The organism is Bradyrhizobium sp. STM 3557 (genome assembly GCF_045571465.1).
GTDB lineage: Bacteria > Pseudomonadota > Alphaproteobacteria > Rhizobiales > Xanthobacteraceae > Bradyrhizobium.
Window position 1 is genome coordinate 3,665,617 of the sequence record NZ_CP120697.1, and the last position, 22,067, is coordinate 3,687,683.

A 22,067-nucleotide genomic window follows, 5' to 3' on the forward strand; every position below is an offset into this window, starting at 1 on the left:
CCGATGTCGAACGCCGCGGCCCCTGCGACGGAGGCGTCGGGCCGGTCCGACGGCCCGCTGCATGTCGCCATCATCATGGACGGCAATGGCCGCTGGGCGGCGGCCCGCGGGCTGCCGCGGGCCGAAGGGCATCGCCGCGGCGTCGATGCGCTGCGCCGCGTCGTGCGCGCCTCGCACGAGCTCGGCATCCGCTATCTGACGATCTTTTCGTTCTCGTCGGAGAACTGGTCGCGTCCGGCGAGCGAGATCGGCGACCTGTTCGGTCTGTTGCGCCGTTTCATCCGCAATGATCTCGCCACGCTGCATCGCGACGGCGTCCGGGTGCGCGTGATCGGCGAGCGGGAAGGTCTCGATGCCGACATCTGCGCGCTGCTCGGCGAGGCCGAGGAGCTGACGCGGGGCAACACCACGCTCACGCTCGTCGTCGCCTTCAACTATGGCTCGCGCCAGGAAATCGCGCGCGCGGCGCAGCGGCTGGCGCGCGAGGTCGCGGAGGGCCGCCGCGACCCGGCGACGATCGATGCCGAAGCGATCGGCCGGCACCTCGATCTGCCCGACATTCCCGATCCCGATCTGATCATCCGCACCAGCGGCGAGCAGCGGCTGTCGAATTTCCTGATGTGGCAGGCCGCCTATAGCGAGCTGGTGTTCGTGCCGATTCACTGGCCGGACTTCGACAAGGCCGCGCTCGAGGGTGCGATCGCCGAGTTCGGCCGGCGCGAACGCCGCTTCGGCGGCCTCGTGGCGAAAACCGCCTCGTGACCCAGCCCGACTCAGCAGCGACCGGAAAGCCCGGGCAGGGCGCGCGCAACCTGGTGCAGCGCGTCCTGGTGGCACTCGTGCTGATTCCGCTGGCGCTGGCGCTGGCCTATGCGGGCGGCGCGGCCTGGACTGCGCTCGTGACCGTGGTCGCGATCGGCCTTTACGTCGAATGGCTGATGGTGGTCGGCGAGGTCAAGGCGACCAGCGTCACCGTGAGCGGCGCCGTGGCCCTGGCGCTCTCCGGCGTCTGCCTGGCACTCGGGCTCGTGGATTTCGCGGTCGTCGTGCTTGGCCTTGGGCTTGTCGTGGTGGCTGCGCTGGCGGCAGGTCATCGGGGCTGGGCCGCGGCCGGTTTCCTCTATACGGCGGCCGCCGAGCTCGCTTCGGTGCTGGTCCGCTCCGATCAGGACCATGGCTGGTTCGCGCTGGTGCTGGTGCTGCTCGTGGTCTGGGCCAGCGACATTGGCGGCTATGCTGCCGGCCGCAGCATCGGCGGGCCGAAACTGGCGCCCCTGATAAGCCCGAACAAGACCTGGGCCGGTGCGATCGGCGGTTTCGTCGGCAGCCTCATCGTGGCGGCCGGCTGGGCTGCGACGGGCGCCGGGAGGATGATGCCGATCCTGCTCGTCGGCGCCGTCCTGTCGGTCGCTTCGCAGCTCGGCGATCTCTTCGAATCCGCGGTGAAACGGCGCTTCGGCGTCAAAGACTCCAGCCACATCATTCCCGGACATGGCGGTCTGCTCGACCGGCTCGACGGCTATGTCGCGGCGGTCGTGCTGGCGGCGGTTTTAGGCTTGGCGCGCGGGGGCCTCGATGGCGTCGGCCGTGGTCTTATGGTTTGGTGACCGGTCTTTGATTTGGTGAGAACATGAGCGCAGTTCCTTTGCGAAATAACAAGGCGACGGACGAGGCGGTGCGCAGCATCACGGTGCTCGGGGCGACCGGCTCGATCGGCGACAGCACGATGGACCTGTTGCGGGGGGCGCCCGAGCGCTACCGGGTCGAGGCGCTGACCGGCAACAGCAACGTGCAGGGGCTTGCCAAGCTCGCGCGCGAGTTCAATCCCCGATTCGTCGCGGTTGCAGATCCTTCTCGGCTGAACGAGCTGCGCGAGTCGCTTGCCGGCACCGGCATTGCCTGCGGAGCAGGGGAGAGCGCGATCATCGAGGCGGCGGCGCGCCCCAGTGATTGGGTGATGGCCGCTGTCTCCGGTGCCGCCGGCCTGAAGCCCGCGCTTGCTGCGGTCGATCGCGGTGCGACGGTGGCGCTCGCCAACAAGGAGTGCCTGGTCTGTGCCGGCGACATGTTCATGCAGCGGGCCGCCAGGGCCGGCGCCTGCATTCTGCCGGCCGATTCGGAGCACAACGCGCTGTTCCAGGCGCTGTCCTCGGGCAACCGCGAGGAGCTGGTGCGCGTCATCATCACCGCCTCCGGAGGCCCGTTCCGCACCTGGGAAGCTGATGATATCGAGCAGGCGACGCTGGCGCAGGCGCTGAAGCATCCGAACTGGAGCATGGGCCAGAAGATCACGATCGATTCGGCCTCGATGATGAACAAGGGCCTCGAGGTGATCGAGGCCTCCTATCTGTTCGCGCTGTCGCCGGACGAGATCGACGTGCTGGTGCACCCGCAGTCGATCGTGCACGGCATGGTCGAGTTCTCCGACCGCTCGGTGGTTGCCCAGCTCGGCGCGCCCGACATGCGGATTCCGATCGCGCATTGCCTGGGCTGGCCCGATCGCATCAAGGGCCCGTCGGCACGGCTCGACCTCGCCAAGATCGGCACACTGACCTTCGAGGCACCGGATTTCGCGCGGTTCCCCGGCCTGCGGCTTGCCTATGAATCGCTGCGCACCGGAAACGGCGCCACCACCGTGTTCAATGCCGCCAACGAGGTCGCGGTCGCGGCCTTCATCGCCGGCCAGATCCGGTTCGGCGCGATTGCGCGGCTGGTCGAGGCCACCCTTGAGGCTTGGGCGCGCGCCACCAATATGACACCTCTGAGTTCGGCGGACGACGCCATCGCGATCGACCGCGATGCGCGAGAGAAAGCCGCCGCCCTGCTGCCTCAAATTGCCTTAAAGGCCTCGTAGTGCTCCGCGTCCGAAGTTCGCGTCAATTTGCGGCAACCACTTTTGCGAACGCGGGAAATAAAAGCGTCCTACAGCCTATCGTTCTGGTGGCGGCTTCGGATTTGAAATTCCGACGGAGCGCGCGGAACCACCGACCGGAACTTCAAATCCGCCAAACCCACGGGTTCGGCGGGGCAGCTTCGGCCCAGCGAGGAAACGGATGACAGAATTTTTCCATCATACTTTCAATACGTTGAGCCACGGTGTGCTTGGTTACATCGTCCCCTTCCTGTTTGTCCTGACCATCGTGGTCTTCTTTCACGAGCTCGGTCACTTCCTGGTCGCCCGCTGGGCCGGCGTGAAGGTGCTGACGTTCTCGCTCGGGTTTGGTCCTGAGCTGATCGGCTTCAACGACCGTCACAACACCCGCTGGAAGATCTCGGCGATCCCGCTCGGCGGCTATGTGAAGTTCTTCGGCGACGACAGCGAGGCCTCGACGCCATCGTCCGAGGCACTCGCAAGGATGACCGCCGAGGAGCGCGAAGGCAGCTTTCATCACAAGAAGGTCGGTCCGCGCGCGGCGATCGTCGCTGCCGGCCCGGTCGCCAACTTCATCCTTGCGGTGATCATCTTCGCCGGCATGGCGCTCTACTTCGGCAAGCCGAACACCACCCCGCGGGTCGACGCCGTGCAGGAAGACAGCGTCGCGGCGGCCGCCGGCTTCAAGGTCGGGGACATCGTCACCGCGATCGACGGGCACGAGATCGCGAGCTTCGCCGACATGCAGCGAATCGTCTCGGTCAATGCCGGTTCCGAGCTGACCTTCCAGCTCAAGCGGGGCGGGCAGGACATCACGCTGAAGGCGGCGCCGGCCCTGAAGGAGGTCAAGGACCTCTTCGGCAACAGTCATCGAATCGGAGTGCTGGGCATCCAGTACAATGCCAAGCCCGACGAATCGCGCTCGGTTCCGGTCGGCTTCTTCGAGGCGGTCAAGATCGGCTTCGAGCAGGTGTGGTTCATCATCGCCACCACCTTCAAATTCGTCGCGTCCATCTTCGTCGGTTCCGGCAGTGCCGGGGATGTCCGCGGGGTGATCGGGATTGCGCAACTGTCGGGGCAGGCGGCGAGCCTCGGGTTCCAGTTCATCGTCCAATTGTGTGCGACATTGTCCGTGTCGATCGGGCTGTTGAACCTGTTCCCGGTTCCGCTGCTCGATGGCGGTCACCTCCTATTCTATGCTGTCGAGGCCGTCAGGGGCCGCCCGCTCTCCGAGCGCGCCCAGGAGATGGGGTTCCGAATCGGACTGAGCCTCGTATTAATGCTTATGGTGTTCGCAACCTATAACGACATTCTTCATCTCGCGCGGTCGTGAGCGGGGCTTTTTTATGACGTGGCCGATAGGCAACGTTTTGAAACGAAAATGAAAATGGAGGGTGATCCGGCGTTTGCCACCTGGGTGAAATTGGCTACAAGCGAACGACCAATGGGAATCTGCCGGTTCCGTAGGGGTATGGAACCGGCCACGGGATGATAAGGGCGCGTAGCGCATGAAGTTTGGATTGCGGGTGCGGGGGGGCGTGCTGGCCACCCTAATCATGTTCGCCGTACCGGTGGCAGCGCCGCTGGCGGGCATGATGATGACGTCGCCAGCCGCCGCACAGACGGTCAATTCGATCGAAGTGGTCGGGAACCGCCGTGTCGAGGTCGAAACCATTCGCTCCTACTTCAAGCCGGGGCCGGGCGGCACGCTGGATGCGGGCCGAATCGATGATGGACTGAAGGCGCTGATCGAGACCGGGCTGTTCTCGGACGTGAAGATCAACCGCCAAGGCGGCCGTCTGGTCGTCACCGTGGTCGAAAATCCCGTGATCGGCCGCGTCGCCTTCGAGGGCAACAAGAAGATCAAGGACGAGCAACTCTCGCAGGAGGTGCAGTCCAAGCCGCGTGGCACGCTGTCTCGGCCCATGGTGCAGTCGGACGCCCAGCGAATCGCCGAGATCTATCGCCATTCGGGCCGCTATGACGTCCGTGTCACGCCGGAGATCATCGAGCAGCCGAACAACCGCGTCGACCTCGTCTTCACGATCGATGAAGGCCAGAAGACCGGCGTCAAATCGATCGAGTTCATCGGCAACAACGCCTTCTCGTCCTACCGGCTGCGCGATGTCATCAAGACCCACGAATCGAATCTGCTGAGCTTCCTCGGCGGCAACGACGTCTATGATCCCGACCGCGTCGAGGCCGACCGCGACCTGCTGCGCCGCTTCTATCTGAAGAACGGCTACGCTGACGTGCAGGTGGTCGCCGCGCTCACCGAATACGACCCGGAGAAGAAGGGTTTCCTGGTCACCTTCAAGATCGAGGAAGGCCAGCAGTACCGGGTCGGTTCGGTCGACTTCCAGTCGTCGATCGGAACGCTCGACGGCAACTCGCTGCGCTCGTTCTCGCGCGTCAGCGTCGGCTCTCTTTATAATGTGGAGCAGGTCGAGAAGTCGGTCGAGGAGATGCAGATCGAGGCCTCCCGGCGCGGCTACGCGTTCGCAGTGGTGCGTCCGCGTGGTGACCGCAACTTCGAGGCGCACACCGTCTCGGTGGTGTTCGCGATCGACGAGGGTCCGCGCACCTATATCGAGCGCATCAACATTCGCGGTAACACCCGCACCCGCGACTACGTCATTCGCCGCGAGTTCGACATCTCGGAAGGCGACGCCTACAATCGCGCGCTGGTCGACCGTGCCGAGCGCCGGCTGAAGAACCTCGACTTCTTCAAGACCGTGAAGATCACGACGGAGCCGGGCTCATCGAGCGACCGCGTCATCCTGATTGTCGATCTCGAGGAGAAGTCGACCGGCGACTTTTCGGTCTCGGGCGGCTACTCGACCACGGACGGCGCGCTGGCGGAGGTCTCGATCTCCGAGCGCAACTTCCTCGGCCGCGGCCTGTTTGCCAAGGCGTCCGTGACCTACGGCCAGTTCGCTCGCGGCTACTCGCTGTCGTTCGTCGAGCCGTATCTGCTGGACTACCGCGTGGCGCTCGGTCTCGACCTCTACCAGCGCCAGCAGCTCGCCAACAACTTCATCTCCTACGGCACCAAGACGCTCGGCTTCAGCCCGCGACTCGGCTTCCAGCTCCGCGAGGATCTGTCGCTGCAGCTGCGCTACTCGATCTATCGGCAGGAAATCTCGCTGCCGGCGACCCTGGCGGACTGTAACAACATCGCGGCCGGCACCCTGATCGGTAACCGCTTCGTGCCGTTCAACCCGACGCCGGCCTTCATCAACGCCAACGGTATTGCTGATCCGACCGGTACTGGCCTCGGCTGCTTCAACAACGGCGAAGCCTCGCTGCCGGTCCGCAAGGAGCTGGCGAACGGTGCGACGCTGACCTCGGCGCTGGGCTACACGCTGAACTACAACACGCTGGACAACAACAAGAACCCGACCGATGGCCTCCTGGTCGACTTCAAGCAGGACTTCGCGGGTGTCGGCGGCGACGTGACCTACCTCAAGTCGGCCATCGATGCGAAGTACTTCACCCCGCTGGTCTCCGATATCGTCGGTATCGTCCATCTGCAGGGCGGTATCCTGAACAAGATCGGCAACAACGAGCTGCGCATGCTGGATCACTTCCAGATGGGTCCGAACCTGGTCCGCGGCTTCGCGCCCAACGGCATTGGTCCGCGCGACATCAATCCGTTCGGCACCCAGGATGCGATCGGCGGCACCAAGTACTGGGGCGCTTCGGTCGAATTGCAGATGCCGTTCTGGTTCCTGCCCAAGGAAGTGGGCCTGAAGGGCGCTGTCTATGCTGACGCCGGCGGTCTCTCCGGCTATCAGGGGCCGACGTCGTGGGCTGCGACAGGCGAGTTTAACGCGCCGGGCTGCATCAGGCCGACCGCTGCAACGGCGACGGTCCCCGCCAATCCGGGTACTTGCACTGGCCTAGTCTTTGACGACAGCAGCAAGGTCCGCAGCTCGGTCGGTGTCGGTCTGGTCTGGGCCTCGCCGTTCGGTCCGCTGCGCTTCGACTACGCGGTTCCGCTCACGAAGGGTCAGTTCGACCGGACCCAGGAATTCCGCTTCGGTGGCGGCACGTCGTTCTGACGACAGCTGGCCCGGACGGACACGAGGCGCGTGAACGCGACGCTTTGATGGTGTAAGATCGAGCTCGGCCCTGGATTCCCCAGGGCCGAGCTTTGAGTTTGTGAGCGGGCCGGTCCCGCGACGGATCGAATGGCGCAGCCGACCTTCTTTGAACAACCCGCTCCAATGACGTTGGCCGCGATCGCGGCTGCGACCAAGGCCACGCTCGTCGAGCCATCAAGGGGCGAGCAGGTGATCAAGGGTCTCGCCTCGCTCGACGAGGCCGGGCCAATGCACCTGGCCTTCTTCGACAATCTCAAATACGCCGACCAGCTCACCGCGACCTATGCCGGCGCGGTGCTCGTCAGTCCGCGATTTGAGGCCAGGGTGCCGGCGCATGTTGCCGTGCTGCGCATCGCTCAGCCGTTTCGCGCCTTCGTGAATCTCGCGCGCGAGTTGCACCGCGACGCGTTGCGGCCGCAGAGTTGGTTCGGTTGCGAGGGCATCTCGCCGCAGGCCATCATCGATCCGACCGCGCGGCTGGAGGACGGCGTCATCGTCGAGCCGCTGGCCGTGATCGGCGCCCATGTCGAGATTGGCACCGGAACTGTGGTCGGCGCCGGCGCAGTGATCGGTCCTCACGTCAAGATCGGCCGCGACTGCAATGTCGGCGCCCGCACAGTGATCCAGTGCGCGCTGATCGGCAATGACGTGCTGATCCATCCCGCCTGCAGCATCGGCCAGGACGGCTACGGCTTCATCTTCTTTGGACCCGAGGGGCATCTCAAGGTGCCGCAGACCGGGCGGGTGCTGATCCAGAACAATGTCGAGGTCGGCGCCGGCACCACCATCGATCGCGGCAGCCTGCGCGACACCGTGATCGGCGAAGGCACCAAAATCGACAACCAGGTCCAGATCGGCCACAATGTCACAATTGGCCGGCATTGCCTGCTGGCGGCCCAGATCGGGCTGGCAGGCAGCCTCACGATCGGCGACAACGTGGCGCTTGGAGCGAAGGTCGGCATCAACAATCATCTCAAGATCGGTGATGGCGCGCAGGTCACCGCGATGAGCGCGGTCAAGGATGACATTCCGCCGAACGGGCGGTGGGGCGGTCATTTCGCCAAGCCGACCAAGCAGTGGTTCCGCGAGATCGTCGCGGTGGAGCGGCTGGTGCGCGATATGACGGCGCCGAGCCCGAAGGATGAAGGACAGGAGTGATGGAGGAGTCACCCATCAGGTTTGCGGACATCGACATCAACGAGATTCTGAAGACGCTTCCGCACCGCTATCCGTTTCTCCTGATCGACCGCGTGAAGAACATCCGTGCCGACTATAGCGGCATCGGCGTCAAGAATGTCTCGATCGGCGAGCCGTGCTTCCAGGGCCATTTCCCGGAGCGGCCGGTCTATCCGGGCGTGCTGATGATCGAGGGCATGGCGCAGACCGCCGGCGTGATCGGGATCAAATCGGTCGAGGGCACCGAGAAGCCGCGGGCGGTGTATTTCCTCACGATCGACAAGTGCAAGTTCCGAAAGCCCGTGCTGCCGGGCCAGACCATCGAGTATCACATGCGCTCGATCGGCCGCCGCAAGACGATGTGGTGGTTCCACGGCGATGCCAAGGTCGACGGCGTGACGGTGGCGGAAGCCGATGTCGGCGCCATGCTGACCGATTGATAGCGTTCGAATGAGCAAGATCGACCCTACCGCCCGCGTCGAGGACGGCGCCATCATCGGCGCCGGCACCGAGATCGGGCCATACTGCATCATTGGTCCGAACGTCGTCATCGGCACCAATTGCCGGCTGATCTCCCATGTCCAGGTCATGGGCCACACGACGCTCGGCAATGACAATGTGATTTCGCCGTTCGTCGTGCTCGGCGGCGCGCCGCAGGACTTAAGCTATCGCGGCGAGCCGCATCAGCTTGTGGTCGGTTCTGGCAACACCATCCGCGAGGGCGTGACGATGAACATCGGCACCACCAAGGGCGGTGGCGTGACCCGCGTTGGTGACGGCGGCTTCTTCATGAACAACGCCCATGTCGCTCATGATTGCGTAGTTGGCAACAGCGCGATCTTCGCGACCTCCGCGACGCTGGGCGGCCATGTCGAGATCGGCGACTCCGTCTACATCGGTGGCCTGTCGGCGGTGCACCAGTTCACCCGGATCGGCCATGGCGTGATGGTTGGCGGCGTCTGCGGCGTGCGCGGCGACGTCATTCCCTACGGCCTCGTCAACGGCCAGTATGCCGTGCTCGAAGGCCTCAACATCATCGGCATGAAGCGCCGCAAGTTCACCCGCGAGCGGCTCGCCCTGGTTCGCACCTTCTATCAGAAGCTGTTTCAAGGGCCGGGCGTGTTCGCCGAACGTCTTGCCGCGGTGCGCCCGCTCGCCGGCGAGGACCCGGCGATCGCCGAGATCCTCGCTTTCATCGATGGCGGCAGGCACCGCGCATTGTGCCTTCCGGAGACGGGCGGACCTGTCGCCGAACTGTAAGGGCGCCATGACCAATGGGGCTGTCGAGACATCGTCACCGGTCGGCCTGATCGCCGCCGGCGGTGTCATGCCGTTCGCGGTGGCCGATGCGATCATCGCGCGTGGGCGCACGCCGGTGCTGTTCGCACTGAAGGGCATCTGCGATCCCAAACGCGTCGAGCGCTTCCGTCATCACTGGATCGCGCTCGGCCAGCTCGGGCGTCTGGCAAAGCTGCTGCGCGCGGAGGGCTGCCGCGACCTGCTGTTCATCGGCAACCTGGTGCGCCCATCGCTGTCGGAAATCAGGATCGATCTCACCACCTTGCGCGCGCTTAGGCACATCTGGGCTTCGTTTCGCGGCGGTGACGACCATCTGCTGTCGGGCATCGGTCGCATCTTCGAGTGCGACGGCTTTCGCATGCTCGGGATCAAGGATGTCGCGCCCGATCTCCTGGTGCCCAAGGGGCGCCTCACGCGCATCCAGCCGGGTGATGCCGTCGCAGCCGACATCGAGAAGGGACGTGCCGTCTTGCAGGCCCTGGGACCGTTCGACATCGGCCAGGCCGTCGTCGTGATCGACGGCCACGTGGTGGCAGTCGAGGACATCGAGGGCACCGACGGGCTGCTGGCGCGCGTTGGCCGGCTGCGCGAGCAGCGGCGCATCCGCCAGCCCATCGGTCGCGGCGTGCTGGTGAAGGCGCCGAAGAGCGGCCAGGATCTGCGCTTCGATCTGCCGACCATCGGGCCGCGCACGGTCGAAGGCGCGGCCGCCGCCGGGCTCGCCGGCATCGCGGTCGCCGCCGGCCATGCGCTGCTGGCGGAGCCGGAGGAGACCATCGCCGCCGCCGATCGCGCCGGCCTGTTTATCATCGGTGTGGACGCGTGATGGCGCGCGTGGCAGGGCGCGTGGCGCGCAGGATCGTTCTGGTCGCGACCGAGGAATCGGGCGACCGGCTGGGCGCCAGCCTGATGAAGGTGCTGCGCCAACGGCTCGGCGATGCTGTGGAATTCTCCGGCGTCGGCGGCCAGGGCATGGTGCGGGAAGGACTGGTTTCGCTGTTTCCGATCGAGGAGCTCTCGATCGTCGGCTTTTCCGCCGTCATCAAGCAGCTGCCAAAGATCCTGCGGCTGATCCGGCAGACCGCGGACGCGATCGTCGACACCGCACCCGACGTGCTCGTCATCATCGACAGTCCGGATTTCACCCAGCGCGTGGCGCGGCGCGTGCACGCCCGCGATGGCGCGATTCCGATCGTCAACTATGTCGCGCCGACGGTATGGGCCTGGCGGCCGGGCCGGGCGCGGGCGATGCGCCGCTATGTCGATCACGTGTTGGCGCTGCTGCCGTTTGAGCCCGCGGCCTATCAGCGGCTCGGCGGTCCGCCTTGCACTTACGTCGGCCATCCGCTGATCGAGCAGATCGCAAGCCTGCGCCCCAATGCCGAAGAGCAGGCGCGGCGTGATGGCGCGCCTCCGGTGCTCCTGGTGCTGCCCGGCAGCCGGCGCAGCGAGGTCGCGCGTCACCTCGCCATTTTCGGCGAGACGCTGCAGCGACTGCGCGCGCAAGGCCTCGTGTTCGAGGCGGTGTTGCCGACCACGCCGCATCTCGAAGCCGCTGTCCGCACCGGCGTTGCGAGCTGGCCGGTCGCGCCGCGCATCGTGCTTGGCGAGGCCGACAAGCGCGCGGCTTTCAGAACGGCGCGCGCCGCGCTCGCCAAGTCCGGCACCGTGACGCTCGAGCTTGCGATCTCAGGCGTGCCGATGGTCACCGCCTACCGGGTCGGCGAGCTCGAGGCGTTCATTCTGCGGCGTGTGATCCGGGTGCAGTCGGTCATCCTCGCCAATCTCGTGATCGGCGAGAACGTGATCCCGGAATTTCTGCAGGAGGCCTGTACGCCGGACAATCTCGCGCCGGCGCTGGCGGATATGATTGCCGATAGTCCGGCGCGGCAGCGGCAGCTCGACGCCTTCGCCCGCTTTGACACCATCATGTCGACCGGCGCGGCATCGCCCAGTGTCCGCGCCGCCGACATCGTGCTCGAGACCATGCGCAAGGGCCGGCGGGCGAGTTAGTTACATCGAGGTGCTCTACCAGTCGCCGTGGTCTAGCTCCGTCATTGCGAGCGCAGCGAAGCAATCCAGAGCCGAGCAAGAAGTCGGGATTGCTTCGTCGCGTCGCTCCTCGCAATGACGGCTCATGCATAAGCAAAACGGCGCCGTCGATCTGACGGCGCCGCTTGCAAATAGCCTCTGCGAAACGCTTAACCGCGGTTCTCGATATCGACGTATTGGCGCGTGGTGACGCCGGTGTAGAGCTGACGCGGACGGCCGATCTTCTGCTGCGGGTCCTCGATCATCTCGCTCCACTGGCTGATCCAGCCGACGGTGCGCGCGACCGCGAACAGCACGGTGAACATCGACATCGGGAAACCCATCGCCTTCAACGTAATGCCCGAATAGAAGTCGACGTTCGGATAGAGCTTGCGGTCGATGAAGTACTGGTCATTGAGCGCGATCTTCTCCAGCTCCATCGCGACCTTCAGCATCGGGTCGTCGCCGTGGCCGGTCTCCTTGAGCACCGCATGACACATCTTCTGCATGATGCGCGCGCGCGGATCATAGTTCTTGTAGACGCGGTGGCCGAAGCCCATCAGGCGGACTTCGCTGTTCTTGTCCTTCACCTTGGCGATGAATTCCGGGATCTTGTCGACGGTGCCGATCTCATAGAGCATGTTCAGCGCCGCCTCGTTGGCGCCGCCATGCGCGGGGCCCCAGAGGCAGGCGATGCCGGCCGCGATGCAGGCAAACGGGTTGGCGCCCGAGGAGCCGGCGATGCGCACGGTCGAGGTCGAGGCGTTTTGCTCGTGGTCGGCGTGCAGGATGAAGATCTTCTCCAGCGCCTCTGCGAGCACCGGATTCACCTTGTATTCCTCGCAGGGCACTGCAAAGCACATGTTGAGGAAGTTCGCGGCAAACGACAGCGAGTTCTTCGGATACACGAAGGGCTGGCCGACCGAGTATTTGTAGGCCATCGCCGCCAGCGTCGGGATCTTGGCGATCATCCGGATCGAGGCGATCATCCGCTGCTGCGGGTCGTTGATGTCGGTGGAGTCGTGATAGAACGCGGCGAGCGCGCCGACCGAGGCGACCATCACCGCCATCGGGTGGGCGTCGCGGCGGAAGCCCTGGAAGAAGCGGGCCATCTGCTCGTGCACCATCGTGTGATGGGTCACGCGATAGTCGAAATCCTTCTTCTGCGCGGCCGTCGGCAGCTCTCCATAGAGCAGCAGATAGCAGGTCTCGAGGAAGTCGCCCTTCTCGGCGAGCTGCTCGATCGGATAGCCCCGGTATTCCAGGACGCCGGCATCGCCGTCGATATAAGTGATCTTGGACTGGCAGCTGCCGGTCGAGGTGAAGCCGGGGTCGTAGGTGAACATGCCGGCCTGGGCATAAAGCTTGGCGATGTCGATGACATCAGGCCCCACGGTGCCGCTCAGGATCGGGAAATCGTAGGTCTTGTTGCCGACGGTGAGCGTCGCTGTTTTGCTTGCGGATTTTGCGTCCATCGTGTGGTCCCCGATGAGATCGTGAGGCTTGGCCCTTGTTCTTGTTGAGAGATGGCAGGGCGGGTGGGCTTATTCCAGTAGGTTCTAGCGGGCTGCCGCGCAAATCCGTATCGTATTGCCATGTGCGCTGCAAGATAGGCAAAAGTCGGCCTATCCGGTAACCTGGTCCTTGAGCCTCCTCAAGGATTCCTCGCGGCCGAGCACGGCCAGCACTTCAAAGATGCCGGGCGAGGTCGTGCGCCCCGTCAGCGCCGCGCGCAGCGGCTGCGCCACCGCGCCCAGCTTGAGGTTGTTGGCTTCGGCAAAGGCACGCAGCGCGGCTTCCGTCGCCGGCCCGCTCCAGTCGGTAACCGCCTCCAGCGCCTGATGCAGCCGGCCGATCAGGGCGCGGGCGTCCGGCGTCAGCAGCGCCGCGGCCTTGGCGTCGACGGCAAGCGGGCGCTCGGCAAAGATGAAGGCGGCGCCGTCGATCAGCTCCAGCAGCGTCTTGGCGCGCTCCTTCAGGCTCGGCATCGCCATCATAAGCTGGGCACGGGTGCGCGCGTTCAGCTTGGCCTTCAGCGCCGCGCCCTGCGGCACATAATCGAGCACGCTCTCGAAGCTCCTGACCAGCGCTGCGTCATCGGTGTGCCGGATGTAATGGCCGTTCAGGTTTTCGAGCTTGGCGAAATCGAAGCGGGCGGCGGAGCGGCCGATTGCCGGCAGATCGAAGGCCTTGATCATCTCCTCCGTGGAGAAGATCTCCTGGTCGCCATGGCTCCAGCCGAGCCGCACCAGGTAGTTGCGCAGCGCGGCGGGCAGATAGCCCATGGCGCGATAGGCATCGACGCCGAGCGCGCCGTGGCGCTTCGACAGCTTCGAGCCGTCCGGCCCGTGGATCAGCGGGATATGCGACATCGACGGCACGGCCCAGCCCAGCGCATCATAGATCTGCTTCTGGCGCGCGGCGTTGATCAGGTGGTCATCGCCCCTGATGATGTGGGTGACGCCCATGTCGTGGTCGTCGACCACCACCGCCAGCATGTAGGTCGGGTTGCCGTCGCCCCGCAGCAGCACGAGGTCATCGAGGTTCTCGTTCTGCCAGACCACGCGGCCCTGCACCTGGTCTTCGATCACGGTCTCGCCGGTCAAGGGCGCGCGCAGCCGGATGGTCGGCTTGACGCCGGGCGGCGCATCCTTGGGATCACGGTCGCGCCACATGCCATCATAGAGTCGGGTACGGCCTTCCGCGCGCGCCTTCTCGCGCATCGCGGCCAACTCCTCAGCCGTGGCATAGCAGCGATAGGCCATGCCGCTGGCGAGCAGCTGCTCGGCGATCTCGCGATGGCGGCTCGCGCGACTATATTGATAGATGACGTCACCGTCCCAATCGAGCTCGAGCCATTTCAGCCCGTCCAGGATGGCGTCGATCGCCTCCTTGGTCGACCGTTCCCGGTCGGTATCCTCGATCCGCAGCAGCATCTTGCCGCCGCGGCCGCGCGCATAGAGCCAATTGAAAAGGGCCGTGCGGGCGCCTCCGATGTGGAGGAAACCGGTCGGGGAGGGGGCGAAACGGGTGACGATTGGGTCGGTCATTGGCGGCGGCAGCAAGTCCTGGCGGTGGTGAAGCGGCGGGGGGTGTATAGCAGGACCGGCGCATAACTAAAGCCTTCCTTGGGCGGAGGGGATTTGGCAGATAGGCTTTTAAGATTCCGACACAGGACGTTCTTAATGACGACGACAGACACGGCGACGACGGCTGAGGCAGGGCGCGATTTCATCCGCGACATCGTCCAGGCCGATCTCGACAGCGGCAAGCACAAGGTTGTCGTGACCCGGTTCCCGCCGGAGCCGAACGGCTACCTGCATATCGGCCATGCCAAGTCGATTGCGCTGAACTTCGGGATTGCCCAGGAATTCGGCGGCCGCTGTCATCTGCGCTTCGACGACACCAATCCGATCAAGGAAGAGCAGGAATATATCGATTCCATCCAGGCTGACGTGCACTGGCTCGGCTATGACTGGGGCAAGAACCTGTTCTATGCCTCCGATTATTTCGAACGGCTCTACGAATGGGCCGAGGGGTTGATCAAGGCAGGCCTCGCTTACGTCGACGACCAGTCGCAGGAGGAGATCCGCAGCACCCGCGGCACCTTGACTGAGCCGGGCAGGAACAGCCCGTTCCGCGACCGCTCGGTCGAGGAGAACCTCGACCTGTTCCGCCGCATGAAGGCGGGCGAATTTCCGAACGGCGCGCGCGTGCTGCGCGCCAAGATCGACATGTCCGCCGGCAACATCAACCTGCGCGATCCCGTGCTGTATCGTATCCTGCATGCGCACCATCCGCGCACCGGCGACAAATGGTCGATCTATCCGAGCTACGACTATGCGCACGGCCAGTCGGATGCGATCGAGGGCATCACGCATTCGATCTGTACGCTGGAATTCGAGGACCATCGGCCGCTCTACGATTGGTTTCTGTCCAAGCTGCCGGTGCCGTCGACGCCGCATCAGTACGAGATGGCGCGCCTCAATCTGACCTACACCTTGCTGTCCAAGCGGGTGCTGACCAGGCTCGTGCAGGACGGCCATGTCTCCGGCTGGGACGATCCGCGCATGCCGACGATCGCAGGCTTGAAGCGGCGCGGCGTGCCGCCGGCAGCAGTGCGCAGCTTCATCAAGCGCATCGGCGTCGCCAAGGCCAACAGCGTGGTCGATGTCGGCATGCTGGAATTCTGCATCCGCGAGGAGCTCAACCGCACGGCGCTGCGCCGTATGGCGGTGCTGAGGCCGCTCAAGGTCGTGATCGAGAACTATCCGGAAGGGCAGGTCGAGGAGCTGGATGCGATCAACCATCCCGACGATCCCTCCGCCGGCACCCGCAAGATCGCCTTCGGCCGCGAGCTCTATATCGAGCAGGACGATTTCATGGAGAACCCGCCGAAGAAATTCTTCCGCCTGTCTCCGGGCACTGAGGTGCGGCTGCGCTATGCCTATTTCATCAAGTGCCGCGAGGTGGTGAAGAACGCCGCTGGGGAGATCGTCGAGCTTCGCTGCACCTATGATCCCGCGACCAAGGGCGGCAATGCGCCCGACGGCCGCAAGGTGAAAGCGACGATGCACTGGCTGCCGGCGGCGCAGTCGAAGACCGCGGAGATCCGCATCTACAACCAGCTGTTCGCCAATCCTACGCCCGACGCAGCGAACTTTGCCGCCGACCTCAATCCGAACTCGCTGGAGGTACTGACGAACGCGCGGATCGAGGCTGCGATCGCGGACAGCAATTCCGACGCGGCGATGCAGTTCGAGCGGCAGGGCTATTTCGTGCGCGACCCCGACTCGACGCCGGACAAGCCCGTCTTCAACCGCACCATCGGCCTGCGCGACACCTTCGCCAAGGAAGTGGCCAAGGGCTGAGCGGGTGTGAGACGCTGTTAGTGATCGTCATTGCGAGCGAAGCGACGTGTCCGCCATAGCCCGAAGGGCGACGGCGGAAGCAATCCAGAGCCAAAAAGGAACTCTGGATTGCTTCGTCGCCAGAGCCTGCCATCGGGCTCGCCGGAGGCGAGACCCGGTGGGCTCTTCGCAATGACGAAGAACTCACCATCCTGCGCTCTTGGCACAGGACGATCAAACGCCAGGATTGGCCGTCAGTTGATCACCTCGAGCCCGGCTTCCGTGAGCCGCGGCACGCCGTCGTTCAATTCGACCAGGCCGCGTTCGGTCAGAAGCGAGAGATCGTCGTCGCTGACGGGGGAGAGAACCAGACGCTTGGCATTGATGTCGCGCAGCGTCCAACGCAAATGGATCGCGCGCTCCAATCCAAGATCGGCGAAGGGATTTTGATGGTCGACCATGGCCCGTCAAGCGCGCCGGGCCGAAAAAGTTCCCTTCCTGCACGGAAAAGTTGCGCGCATTCTCTTTCCGTTCCGCTAGCCGCCTTGCGACAGCTTCCGGTAGCCTTCCGCCAACTTGTGTAGCGTAGGGTGCCCGCGTGGCAGAGACGGACCGGCCGCCCGGCCGCAGGCGCGGCATGGCGCAGACGATCGCCGATGTCTGGCCGCCGCGCGGTGCCGGGCAGGCCGGCGGGGCGCTTGCGGCAGGTCGCGCCGCATGGCCGCCGCTGGCGGCGAAGCTGCGTGACTGGCTGCGGGCCGAGGCGGGAGCCGGGCGGCTATTCCCCTGGATGCCCGTCGCCTTCGGCGCCGGCATCGCGCTGTATTTCTCCGCCGATCACGAACCCGTGCTGTGGCTGACGGCGCTCGCCGCGCTGGTGCTGGGTGCGCTTGCCGTGCTGCTGCGGCGGCATCGGCTGTTCGTGACCGCAGTGATGGTTGCGGCCGTCGCCGCCGGCTTTTCGGTCGCGACCTGGCGGACCGCCCGTGTCGGCCATACCGTGCTGGCGCGGCCGCTTTATTCGGTGGCGCTCACCGGCTTCGTCGAGACCCGCGACATCCGGGAGCGCACCGATCGCTTCGTGCTGCGGGTGGTCACGATGGAGAGCACGCGCGGTCACATCACGCTGACGCGCGTGCGGCTGTCGGTGAGGAAAGGCACGGCGCCCGATGTCGGTAGCTTCGTCGAGCTCAAGGCGCGGCTGCTGCCGCCGCTCGCACCCTTAAGGCCTGGATCCTATGACTTCGCGCGCGACATGTTCTTCCAGGGCATCGGCGCTTCCGGCTTCGTGATGGGCGCGATCAAGACCGTGACGCCGCCGCAGGAAGGCGGATGGAAGCTGCGCTATGCGGCATTCATGCAGGACCTGCGCGACACCATCGACGCGCGGATCCGCGGCCGCCTCGAAGGCGACGAGCGTGCCATCGCCACCGCGCTGCTGACTGGGCGGCGCGACGCCATCACCGATCCCGTCAACGACGCGATGTTCATCTCCGGGCTTGGCCACGTGCTGTCGATCTCCGGCTATCATGTAGAGCCTCGCATCAGCACGGTTCAGAAGGCATCATCATCCACAGATATCCCCGCGGAATCAAGCATCTACACGTGACGGATCATCTCACGTCGGATCAGAATGGCTCACGGCCGTGCTTCCCAAATGCTTCCAACCTGCATTTCGAGGTGCTTCCCATGCCAGCCCTGCAGTCCGCCAAAGTGGTCCAGATTCCGTCTCGCTGGACCGATGCTTCCGTCCGCCGGCTTCAGCTGCCGGCCGGCAAGAACGACTTCATCCACTGGGATCCAGATCTGCCCGGCTTCGGCGTGAGGATCCGCGCCGCGAAGCCGGTCTATGTCGTCCAGTATCGGTTTCAGAAAGCTACCCAGCGCGAGAGCCTGGGCGATATCCGGAAGCTGACCCTGGAGGAGGCGCGAAAGATCGCGCGCCAGTTCTTCGCCAAGCTCGAGCTCGGGCTCGATCCCCGGGAAGAGAAACGCAAATCGGCGGAGGCGGCAGAAGCGGCAAAGAACACGTTCAAGGTGGTTTCCGAGCTCTACCTGAAGGCCAAGGAAGCCAAGATGCGGCCGAGCACGTATAAGGCTGCAAAGGCCTATTTCGAACAGAAATGGGCGCCGCTGCATCGGAAGCCCATCGCGACCATAGACCGGAAGATGGTCGCGGAGCAGCTGCGGCGGATCGTCGACGAGCACGGTCCGACGTCGGCCGCCCGCGCGCGCTCCAATCTCTCGGCGCTGTTCGTCTGGGTCATGAAGGAGGGGCTAGCCGAGGCCAACCCTGTGTTGGGCACGAACAATCCGATCGAGGGCAAGCAGCCGCGCGACCGCGTGTTGACCGATGACGAGGTCCGAATCGTGTGGCGACATTGCCAGGAAGACGATTTCGGCCGGATCGTCCGCCTATTGCTTCTGACGGCCTGCCGACGCGACGAGATCGGTTGGCTGCGGTGGGAAGAGGTCGACCTGCAGGGCGGCCGCCTATCGCTGCCGGCGGACCGTACGAAGCCCGGGCGGGCCCTGGAGCTACCTCTTACCCCGGCGGCCAAAGCGATCCTGGAGGCCGCGCAGCGGCGTTTGAAGCGCGAATACGTGTTCGGCAGCAAAGGAGGTGGGTTCGGCGCCTGGTCGTGGTGCAAGCTCGCCTTTGACAGTCGGATCACGGAGGCTGAGGGGAAGCCGTTGCCGCACTGGACCCTGCACGACCTCAGGCGGACCGTCCGGACCCGGATGGCAAAGCTTGGCGTCAAGCCTCACATTGCCGAGCTAGTCCTGAACCATATCGCGCACCGGACCGGCGTCGTCGGCGTGTACGATCATCACGACTATTTGCAGGAGATCGCTGACGCGCTGATGAAGTGGGAGGCGCACCTGCTTGCGATCGTACAATGATGAAGCCGCCAATCGGCTTTGTGAGCCTCGCCGAAGCCGTAGATGCGTTTGCGTCGAGAAATCCATCGATGCCTCGCGAGGACATCGAAATAGCTATTGCCGAAGCTTGCGAGGGCGGACGGCTTGCGGCCGCGTATCGATCGATACTCGGCGCCGATGAACTAGAGAACAAGGTCTGGAGATCCCCAGCGTGGCGTAACTATTTTGCGACAGGTACGATTGATCTAGATCTGCCGCTGCTAGATGAACGTGATCAACCGAGCAAAGAGGGGTTCACTGCTCGATGCACGCGGGAAATTTTCATCCGGCGCGATAGCTTAATGAGCTTGCTGGCGGAGCAAGGCCCTTTGCCTCACGATGAGAAAGGCTTACGGCCAGCAACCGAAAAATCTATTCGTGAGGAAATCAGGTCAGTCTATCTCGATCCGCAGTTCGATCGACCTAACGTAAACGAATTGGCGAAAGTGGTTCGGCCCCGCTTGAATGCTAAAGGGTACGAGACTTCTGATCGCCAGATTAGAAAAATCGGCGAAAGCGAAGAGTTCGCAAGCTATCGTCGTCCGGTCGGTCAGACAAAGGCCAGCGAAAGAGGGAAATAGGATTTGGAGCTTTGGCACACCGCCAAAGCCGCCAAATCTTCAAGCGCGCCTGCAGCGGCGATACGAATGTTCCTGACGCTACGAAAGCGCAGGAGATATTCGGTATGAACTACAATCCGCAAGGCGACGCCGGCACGTCCATTGATGACGATCGCGTCCTGAGCTTCATGCAGTGGTGTGAGCTCAATGGATTTTCACGCTCGACCGGTCAGCGCATCATCTCTGCGGGGAAGGGCCCCCGGTTCATTCAGCTTTCCGAAAAGCGCATCGGTGTGACCGTCGGCGAGAATCGCCGCTGGCAGGCGTCGCGCCTCATCGAAACTGCCGCGTAAACGAGAAACGCCGCCCCTGGCCGGGCGGCGCTCGCATTTGTGGATCAGCAAATTCGGATCAGCACTGTGCACGTACAGCAGCCCGCCGCGCCTTTCAAGAGTTCTGACGGTCAGATCTTCGGCGACCTCGATGACTTCCGTGAATATGCGGAGATCGAGGCTTTCATGCTTGCCCGCGGCTGGATCGACTGGCATCGCGCGATCGACACCTGCGAGTGGATAAGAGAGCGCTGGGGCATCTCCGACGTTGATGCCGCGCAAGCCGTGATGGCCGACGTGTTCGGTCCGCTTCGGCCGCAGCCCGAGATCGATCCGGACGACATCCCGCTGGTGCCCGAGTCTCCGCGGCGCGCCTATCAGACGCCGAGGTCTACTCTCGACGCCTTCTGGTACGTCGTCCGCACCGAGAGCACCGACGGCATTGCCGATTGGTTGGCGCGCCACCCGCGCGATGCAGTCCATCTCCACAAGCTCTGGAAGGCGAAAGAATGCTCGACCGCAGCAGCGTAGATGAGGCGTTTGCCCGCGTCGGGATCGGCCTGCCGAAGCGCGATGAGCCGCCACCGCACGACAGCTATCCGGAATGGGCTGACGCGGAACCGGTAATCGAGCCGCAGGCTAATGCGCCGGCGCTGTCGCTGGTCTCGCCGCCGTCATGGCGAGGAGTGCCGCTGGAGCCTATGCGCTGGCTGGCGACCGACCGTATCCCAGCAGGTGACGTGACCATCCTGAGCGGCGATGGCGGAGGCGGCAAGACCACGGTGGCGCTGCAACTCGCTGTGGCAGTGGCGCACGACCTTGGCGACTGGCTTTGCACCACCTGCGAAGCCGGGCCCGTAATCTTCTTCTCAGGCGAAGAGCCGGAAGCGGAGATGCGGCGCCGGCTGCAGCGCGTCTCGCGCAAGCGAGGGCTAGACCCGAGCGAGCTCGAAAATCTCCACTTCCACTTTGCAAACCCCGATGCCTGCCTGCTCGGCGTCTCCAAGCGCGACGGCACCATGGAGCCGACGGGACTGTTCCAGGCTTTGGAGACGGCAGCGGACAATATCCGGCCGGCCTTGATCGTGGTCGACAGCATCGCCGCGACGTTCGGCGGCAACCAGAACGACCGGGTGCACGCTCGCATGTTCGTGTCGCTGTTCCGGCAGCTGGCACGCAAAGCGGATTGCGCGGTGCTGCTGCTCGACCATCCTAGTCTGTCCGGCATCACCAGCGGGACCGGTCGCGGCGGCTCGATGGACTGGCAGAACGCCACCAGGGCGCGCCTGCACCTCGAGACCACGACAGACGACGATGGGGGCACCAGCCGCGTGCTCGAGGTCAAGAAGCTGAACTATGGCCCCGCGGGCGCGAAGGTGCGGCTGCGCTGGGAAGATGGCTGCTTCGTGCCAGAGGCCTCGGCCAGCGCCCCTGAGCGGGCCGCAGCGCATTCGCAGGCCGATCAGATCTATCTCGATTGTCTCGACATCATGACGGCGCAGGGCCGGCACGTCTGCCACGCCAAGGGCCGCGGCTATGCGCCCAAAGCGTTCGCCGAGATGCCGCAGGCCGCAGGCCTCACCTGGCGCGCGCTCCAAGCCGCCCAAGAGCGGCTGTTCGCTGCCGGCGAGATCGAGAACGTACCCTACGGCCCGCCCTCCAAGGGCACGCGCCGCATCGCGAGAAAGGTCATCGCATGAGCCTGCGATCCGCCTGCGATCCACTCGTTCAGCCTGCGATCCGCCTGCTACCCGCCTGCGTTCCATCTGCCTATCCGCCTGCGATCAAGCTGCGATCCACTGCGATCCCCCTGTGTTCAATCCCCCCACACCCCCCTGTATCTCGCGCGCGCATTCCGCCCGCGCTTCCGATCCGCTGCGCTGGCGCTCCGCTGGATCGAAACCGCTCTCGACAGACCA

General features: G+C 64.6%; 19 protein-coding genes and 1 pseudogene. 17 read left to right on the forward strand and 3 right to left on the reverse strand.

Annotation, left to right across the window (positions count from 1 at the left end):
• The first annotated feature begins 3 nt into the window (after positions 1-3).
• From P6U24_RS16585 to lpxB, 10 genes are all read left to right on the forward strand, one after another.
• A complete protein-coding gene (locus P6U24_RS16585; RefSeq protein WP_407160141.1) occupies positions 4-762 on the forward strand; it encodes an isoprenyl transferase in 759 nt (252 codons plus the stop codon).
• Positions 759-1,607: a phosphatidate cytidylyltransferase gene (locus P6U24_RS16590; RefSeq protein WP_407160142.1), complete on the forward strand. Its 849-nt coding sequence runs from the start codon at positions 759-761 to the stop codon at positions 1,605-1,607. The genes P6U24_RS16585 and P6U24_RS16590 overlap by 4 nt, the downstream gene beginning before the upstream one ends.
• 23 nt (positions 1,608-1,630) lie before the next feature.
• Positions 1,631-2,854, forward strand: a complete 1,224-nt coding sequence (locus P6U24_RS16595) for a 1-deoxy-D-xylulose-5-phosphate reductoisomerase (protein WP_407160143.1) — start codon at positions 1,631-1,633, stop codon at positions 2,852-2,854.
• Between the two features lie 199 nt (positions 2,855-3,053).
• Positions 3,054-4,205, forward strand: coding sequence for an RIP metalloprotease RseP (rseP, locus tag P6U24_RS16600; RefSeq protein ID WP_407160144.1), 1,152 nt, complete (start codon positions 3,054-3,056; stop codon positions 4,203-4,205).
• 175 nt (positions 4,206-4,380) lie between these two features.
• Complete coding sequence (bamA, locus tag P6U24_RS16605) at positions 4,381-6,936, forward strand: outer membrane protein assembly factor BamA (protein ID WP_407160145.1); 2,556 nt, start codon at positions 4,381-4,383, stop codon at positions 6,934-6,936.
• Positions 6,937-7,065: 129 nt separating this feature from the next.
• Positions 7,066-8,136: a UDP-3-O-(3-hydroxymyristoyl)glucosamine N-acyltransferase gene (gene lpxD / locus P6U24_RS16610; protein ID WP_407160146.1), complete on the forward strand. Its 1,071-nt coding sequence runs from the start codon at positions 7,066-7,068 to the stop codon at positions 8,134-8,136.
• Positions 8,136-8,594, forward strand: coding sequence for a 3-hydroxyacyl-ACP dehydratase FabZ (gene fabZ / locus P6U24_RS16615; protein WP_407160147.1), 459 nt, complete (start codon positions 8,136-8,138; stop codon positions 8,592-8,594). Before lpxD ends, fabZ begins: the two co-directional genes overlap by 1 nt.
• A 10-nt stretch (positions 8,595-8,604) precedes the next feature.
• The gene (gene lpxA, locus P6U24_RS16620; RefSeq protein ID WP_407160148.1) at positions 8,605-9,414 is read left to right on the forward strand and encodes an acyl-ACP--UDP-N-acetylglucosamine O-acyltransferase; all 810 of its coding nucleotides are present in this window, start codon (positions 8,605-8,607) and stop codon (positions 9,412-9,414) included.
• Positions 9,415-9,421: 7 nt separating this feature from the next.
• Positions 9,422-10,279: an LpxI family protein gene (locus P6U24_RS16625; RefSeq protein WP_407160149.1), complete on the forward strand. Its 858-nt coding sequence runs from the start codon at positions 9,422-9,424 to the stop codon at positions 10,277-10,279.
• Positions 10,279-11,466, forward strand: a complete 1,188-nt coding sequence (gene lpxB / locus P6U24_RS16630; protein ID WP_407160150.1) for a lipid-A-disaccharide synthase — start codon at positions 10,279-10,281, stop codon at positions 11,464-11,466. Before P6U24_RS16625 ends, lpxB begins: the two co-directional genes overlap by 1 nt.
• A 188-nt stretch (positions 11,467-11,654) precedes the next feature.
• Here lpxB and gltA read toward each other — a convergent pair whose 3' ends face one another.
• Entirely contained in the window at positions 11,655-12,959 is a 1,305-nt protein-coding gene (gene gltA, locus P6U24_RS16635) for a citrate synthase (protein ID WP_407160151.1), read from the reverse strand.
• Positions 12,960-13,109: 150 nt separating this feature from the next.
• A complete protein-coding gene (gene gltX / locus P6U24_RS16640) occupies positions 13,110-14,534 on the reverse strand; it encodes a glutamate--tRNA ligase (RefSeq protein ID WP_407160152.1) in 1,425 nt (474 codons plus the stop codon).
• 135 nt (positions 14,535-14,669) lie between these two features.
• Here gltX and P6U24_RS16645 point away from each other — a divergent pair, with 135 nt between their 5' ends.
• Positions 14,670-16,355 (forward strand): glutamine--tRNA ligase/YqeY domain fusion protein, encoded by a 1,686-nt coding sequence (locus tag P6U24_RS16645; protein WP_407160153.1) that lies wholly within the window; start codon positions 14,670-14,672, stop codon positions 16,353-16,355.
• A gap of 233 nt (positions 16,356-16,588) precedes the next feature.
• Here P6U24_RS16645 and P6U24_RS16650 read toward each other — a convergent pair whose 3' ends face one another.
• On the reverse strand, positions 16,589-16,795 hold the full coding sequence (locus P6U24_RS16650; RefSeq protein WP_407160154.1) for a hypothetical protein: 207 nt from the start codon (positions 16,793-16,795) through the stop codon (positions 16,589-16,591).
• 176 nt (positions 16,796-16,971) lie between these two features.
• Between P6U24_RS16650 and P6U24_RS16655 the strand changes: the two are divergent.
• The 6 genes and pseudogenes from P6U24_RS16655 to P6U24_RS16680 form a co-directional block, all read left to right on the forward strand.
• Positions 16,972-17,868, forward strand: a pseudogene (locus P6U24_RS16655) (DUF4131 domain-containing protein); the annotation flags it as partial.
• A 155-nt stretch (positions 17,869-18,023) separates the two neighbouring features.
• Positions 18,024-19,238, forward strand: coding sequence for a tyrosine-type recombinase/integrase (locus P6U24_RS16660; protein ID WP_407160155.1), 1,215 nt, complete (start codon positions 18,024-18,026; stop codon positions 19,236-19,238).
• Positions 19,235-19,837: a hypothetical protein gene (locus P6U24_RS16665; protein WP_407160156.1), complete on the forward strand. Its 603-nt coding sequence runs from the start codon at positions 19,235-19,237 to the stop codon at positions 19,835-19,837. The genes P6U24_RS16660 and P6U24_RS16665 overlap by 4 nt, the downstream gene beginning before the upstream one ends.
• 104 nt (positions 19,838-19,941) lie before the next feature.
• Positions 19,942-20,169 (forward strand): helix-turn-helix transcriptional regulator, encoded by a 228-nt coding sequence (locus tag P6U24_RS16670; protein ID WP_407160157.1) that lies wholly within the window; start codon positions 19,942-19,944, stop codon positions 20,167-20,169.
• 66 nt (positions 20,170-20,235) lie between these two features.
• On the forward strand, positions 20,236-20,679 hold the full coding sequence (locus P6U24_RS16675) for a hypothetical protein (protein WP_407160158.1): 444 nt from the start codon (positions 20,236-20,238) through the stop codon (positions 20,677-20,679).
• The gene (locus tag P6U24_RS16680; RefSeq protein ID WP_407160159.1) at positions 20,658-21,848 is read left to right on the forward strand and encodes an AAA family ATPase; all 1,191 of its coding nucleotides are present in this window, start codon (positions 20,658-20,660) and stop codon (positions 21,846-21,848) included. Before P6U24_RS16675 ends, P6U24_RS16680 begins: the two co-directional genes overlap by 22 nt.
• The last annotated feature ends 219 nt before the right edge of the window (positions 21,849-22,067 follow it).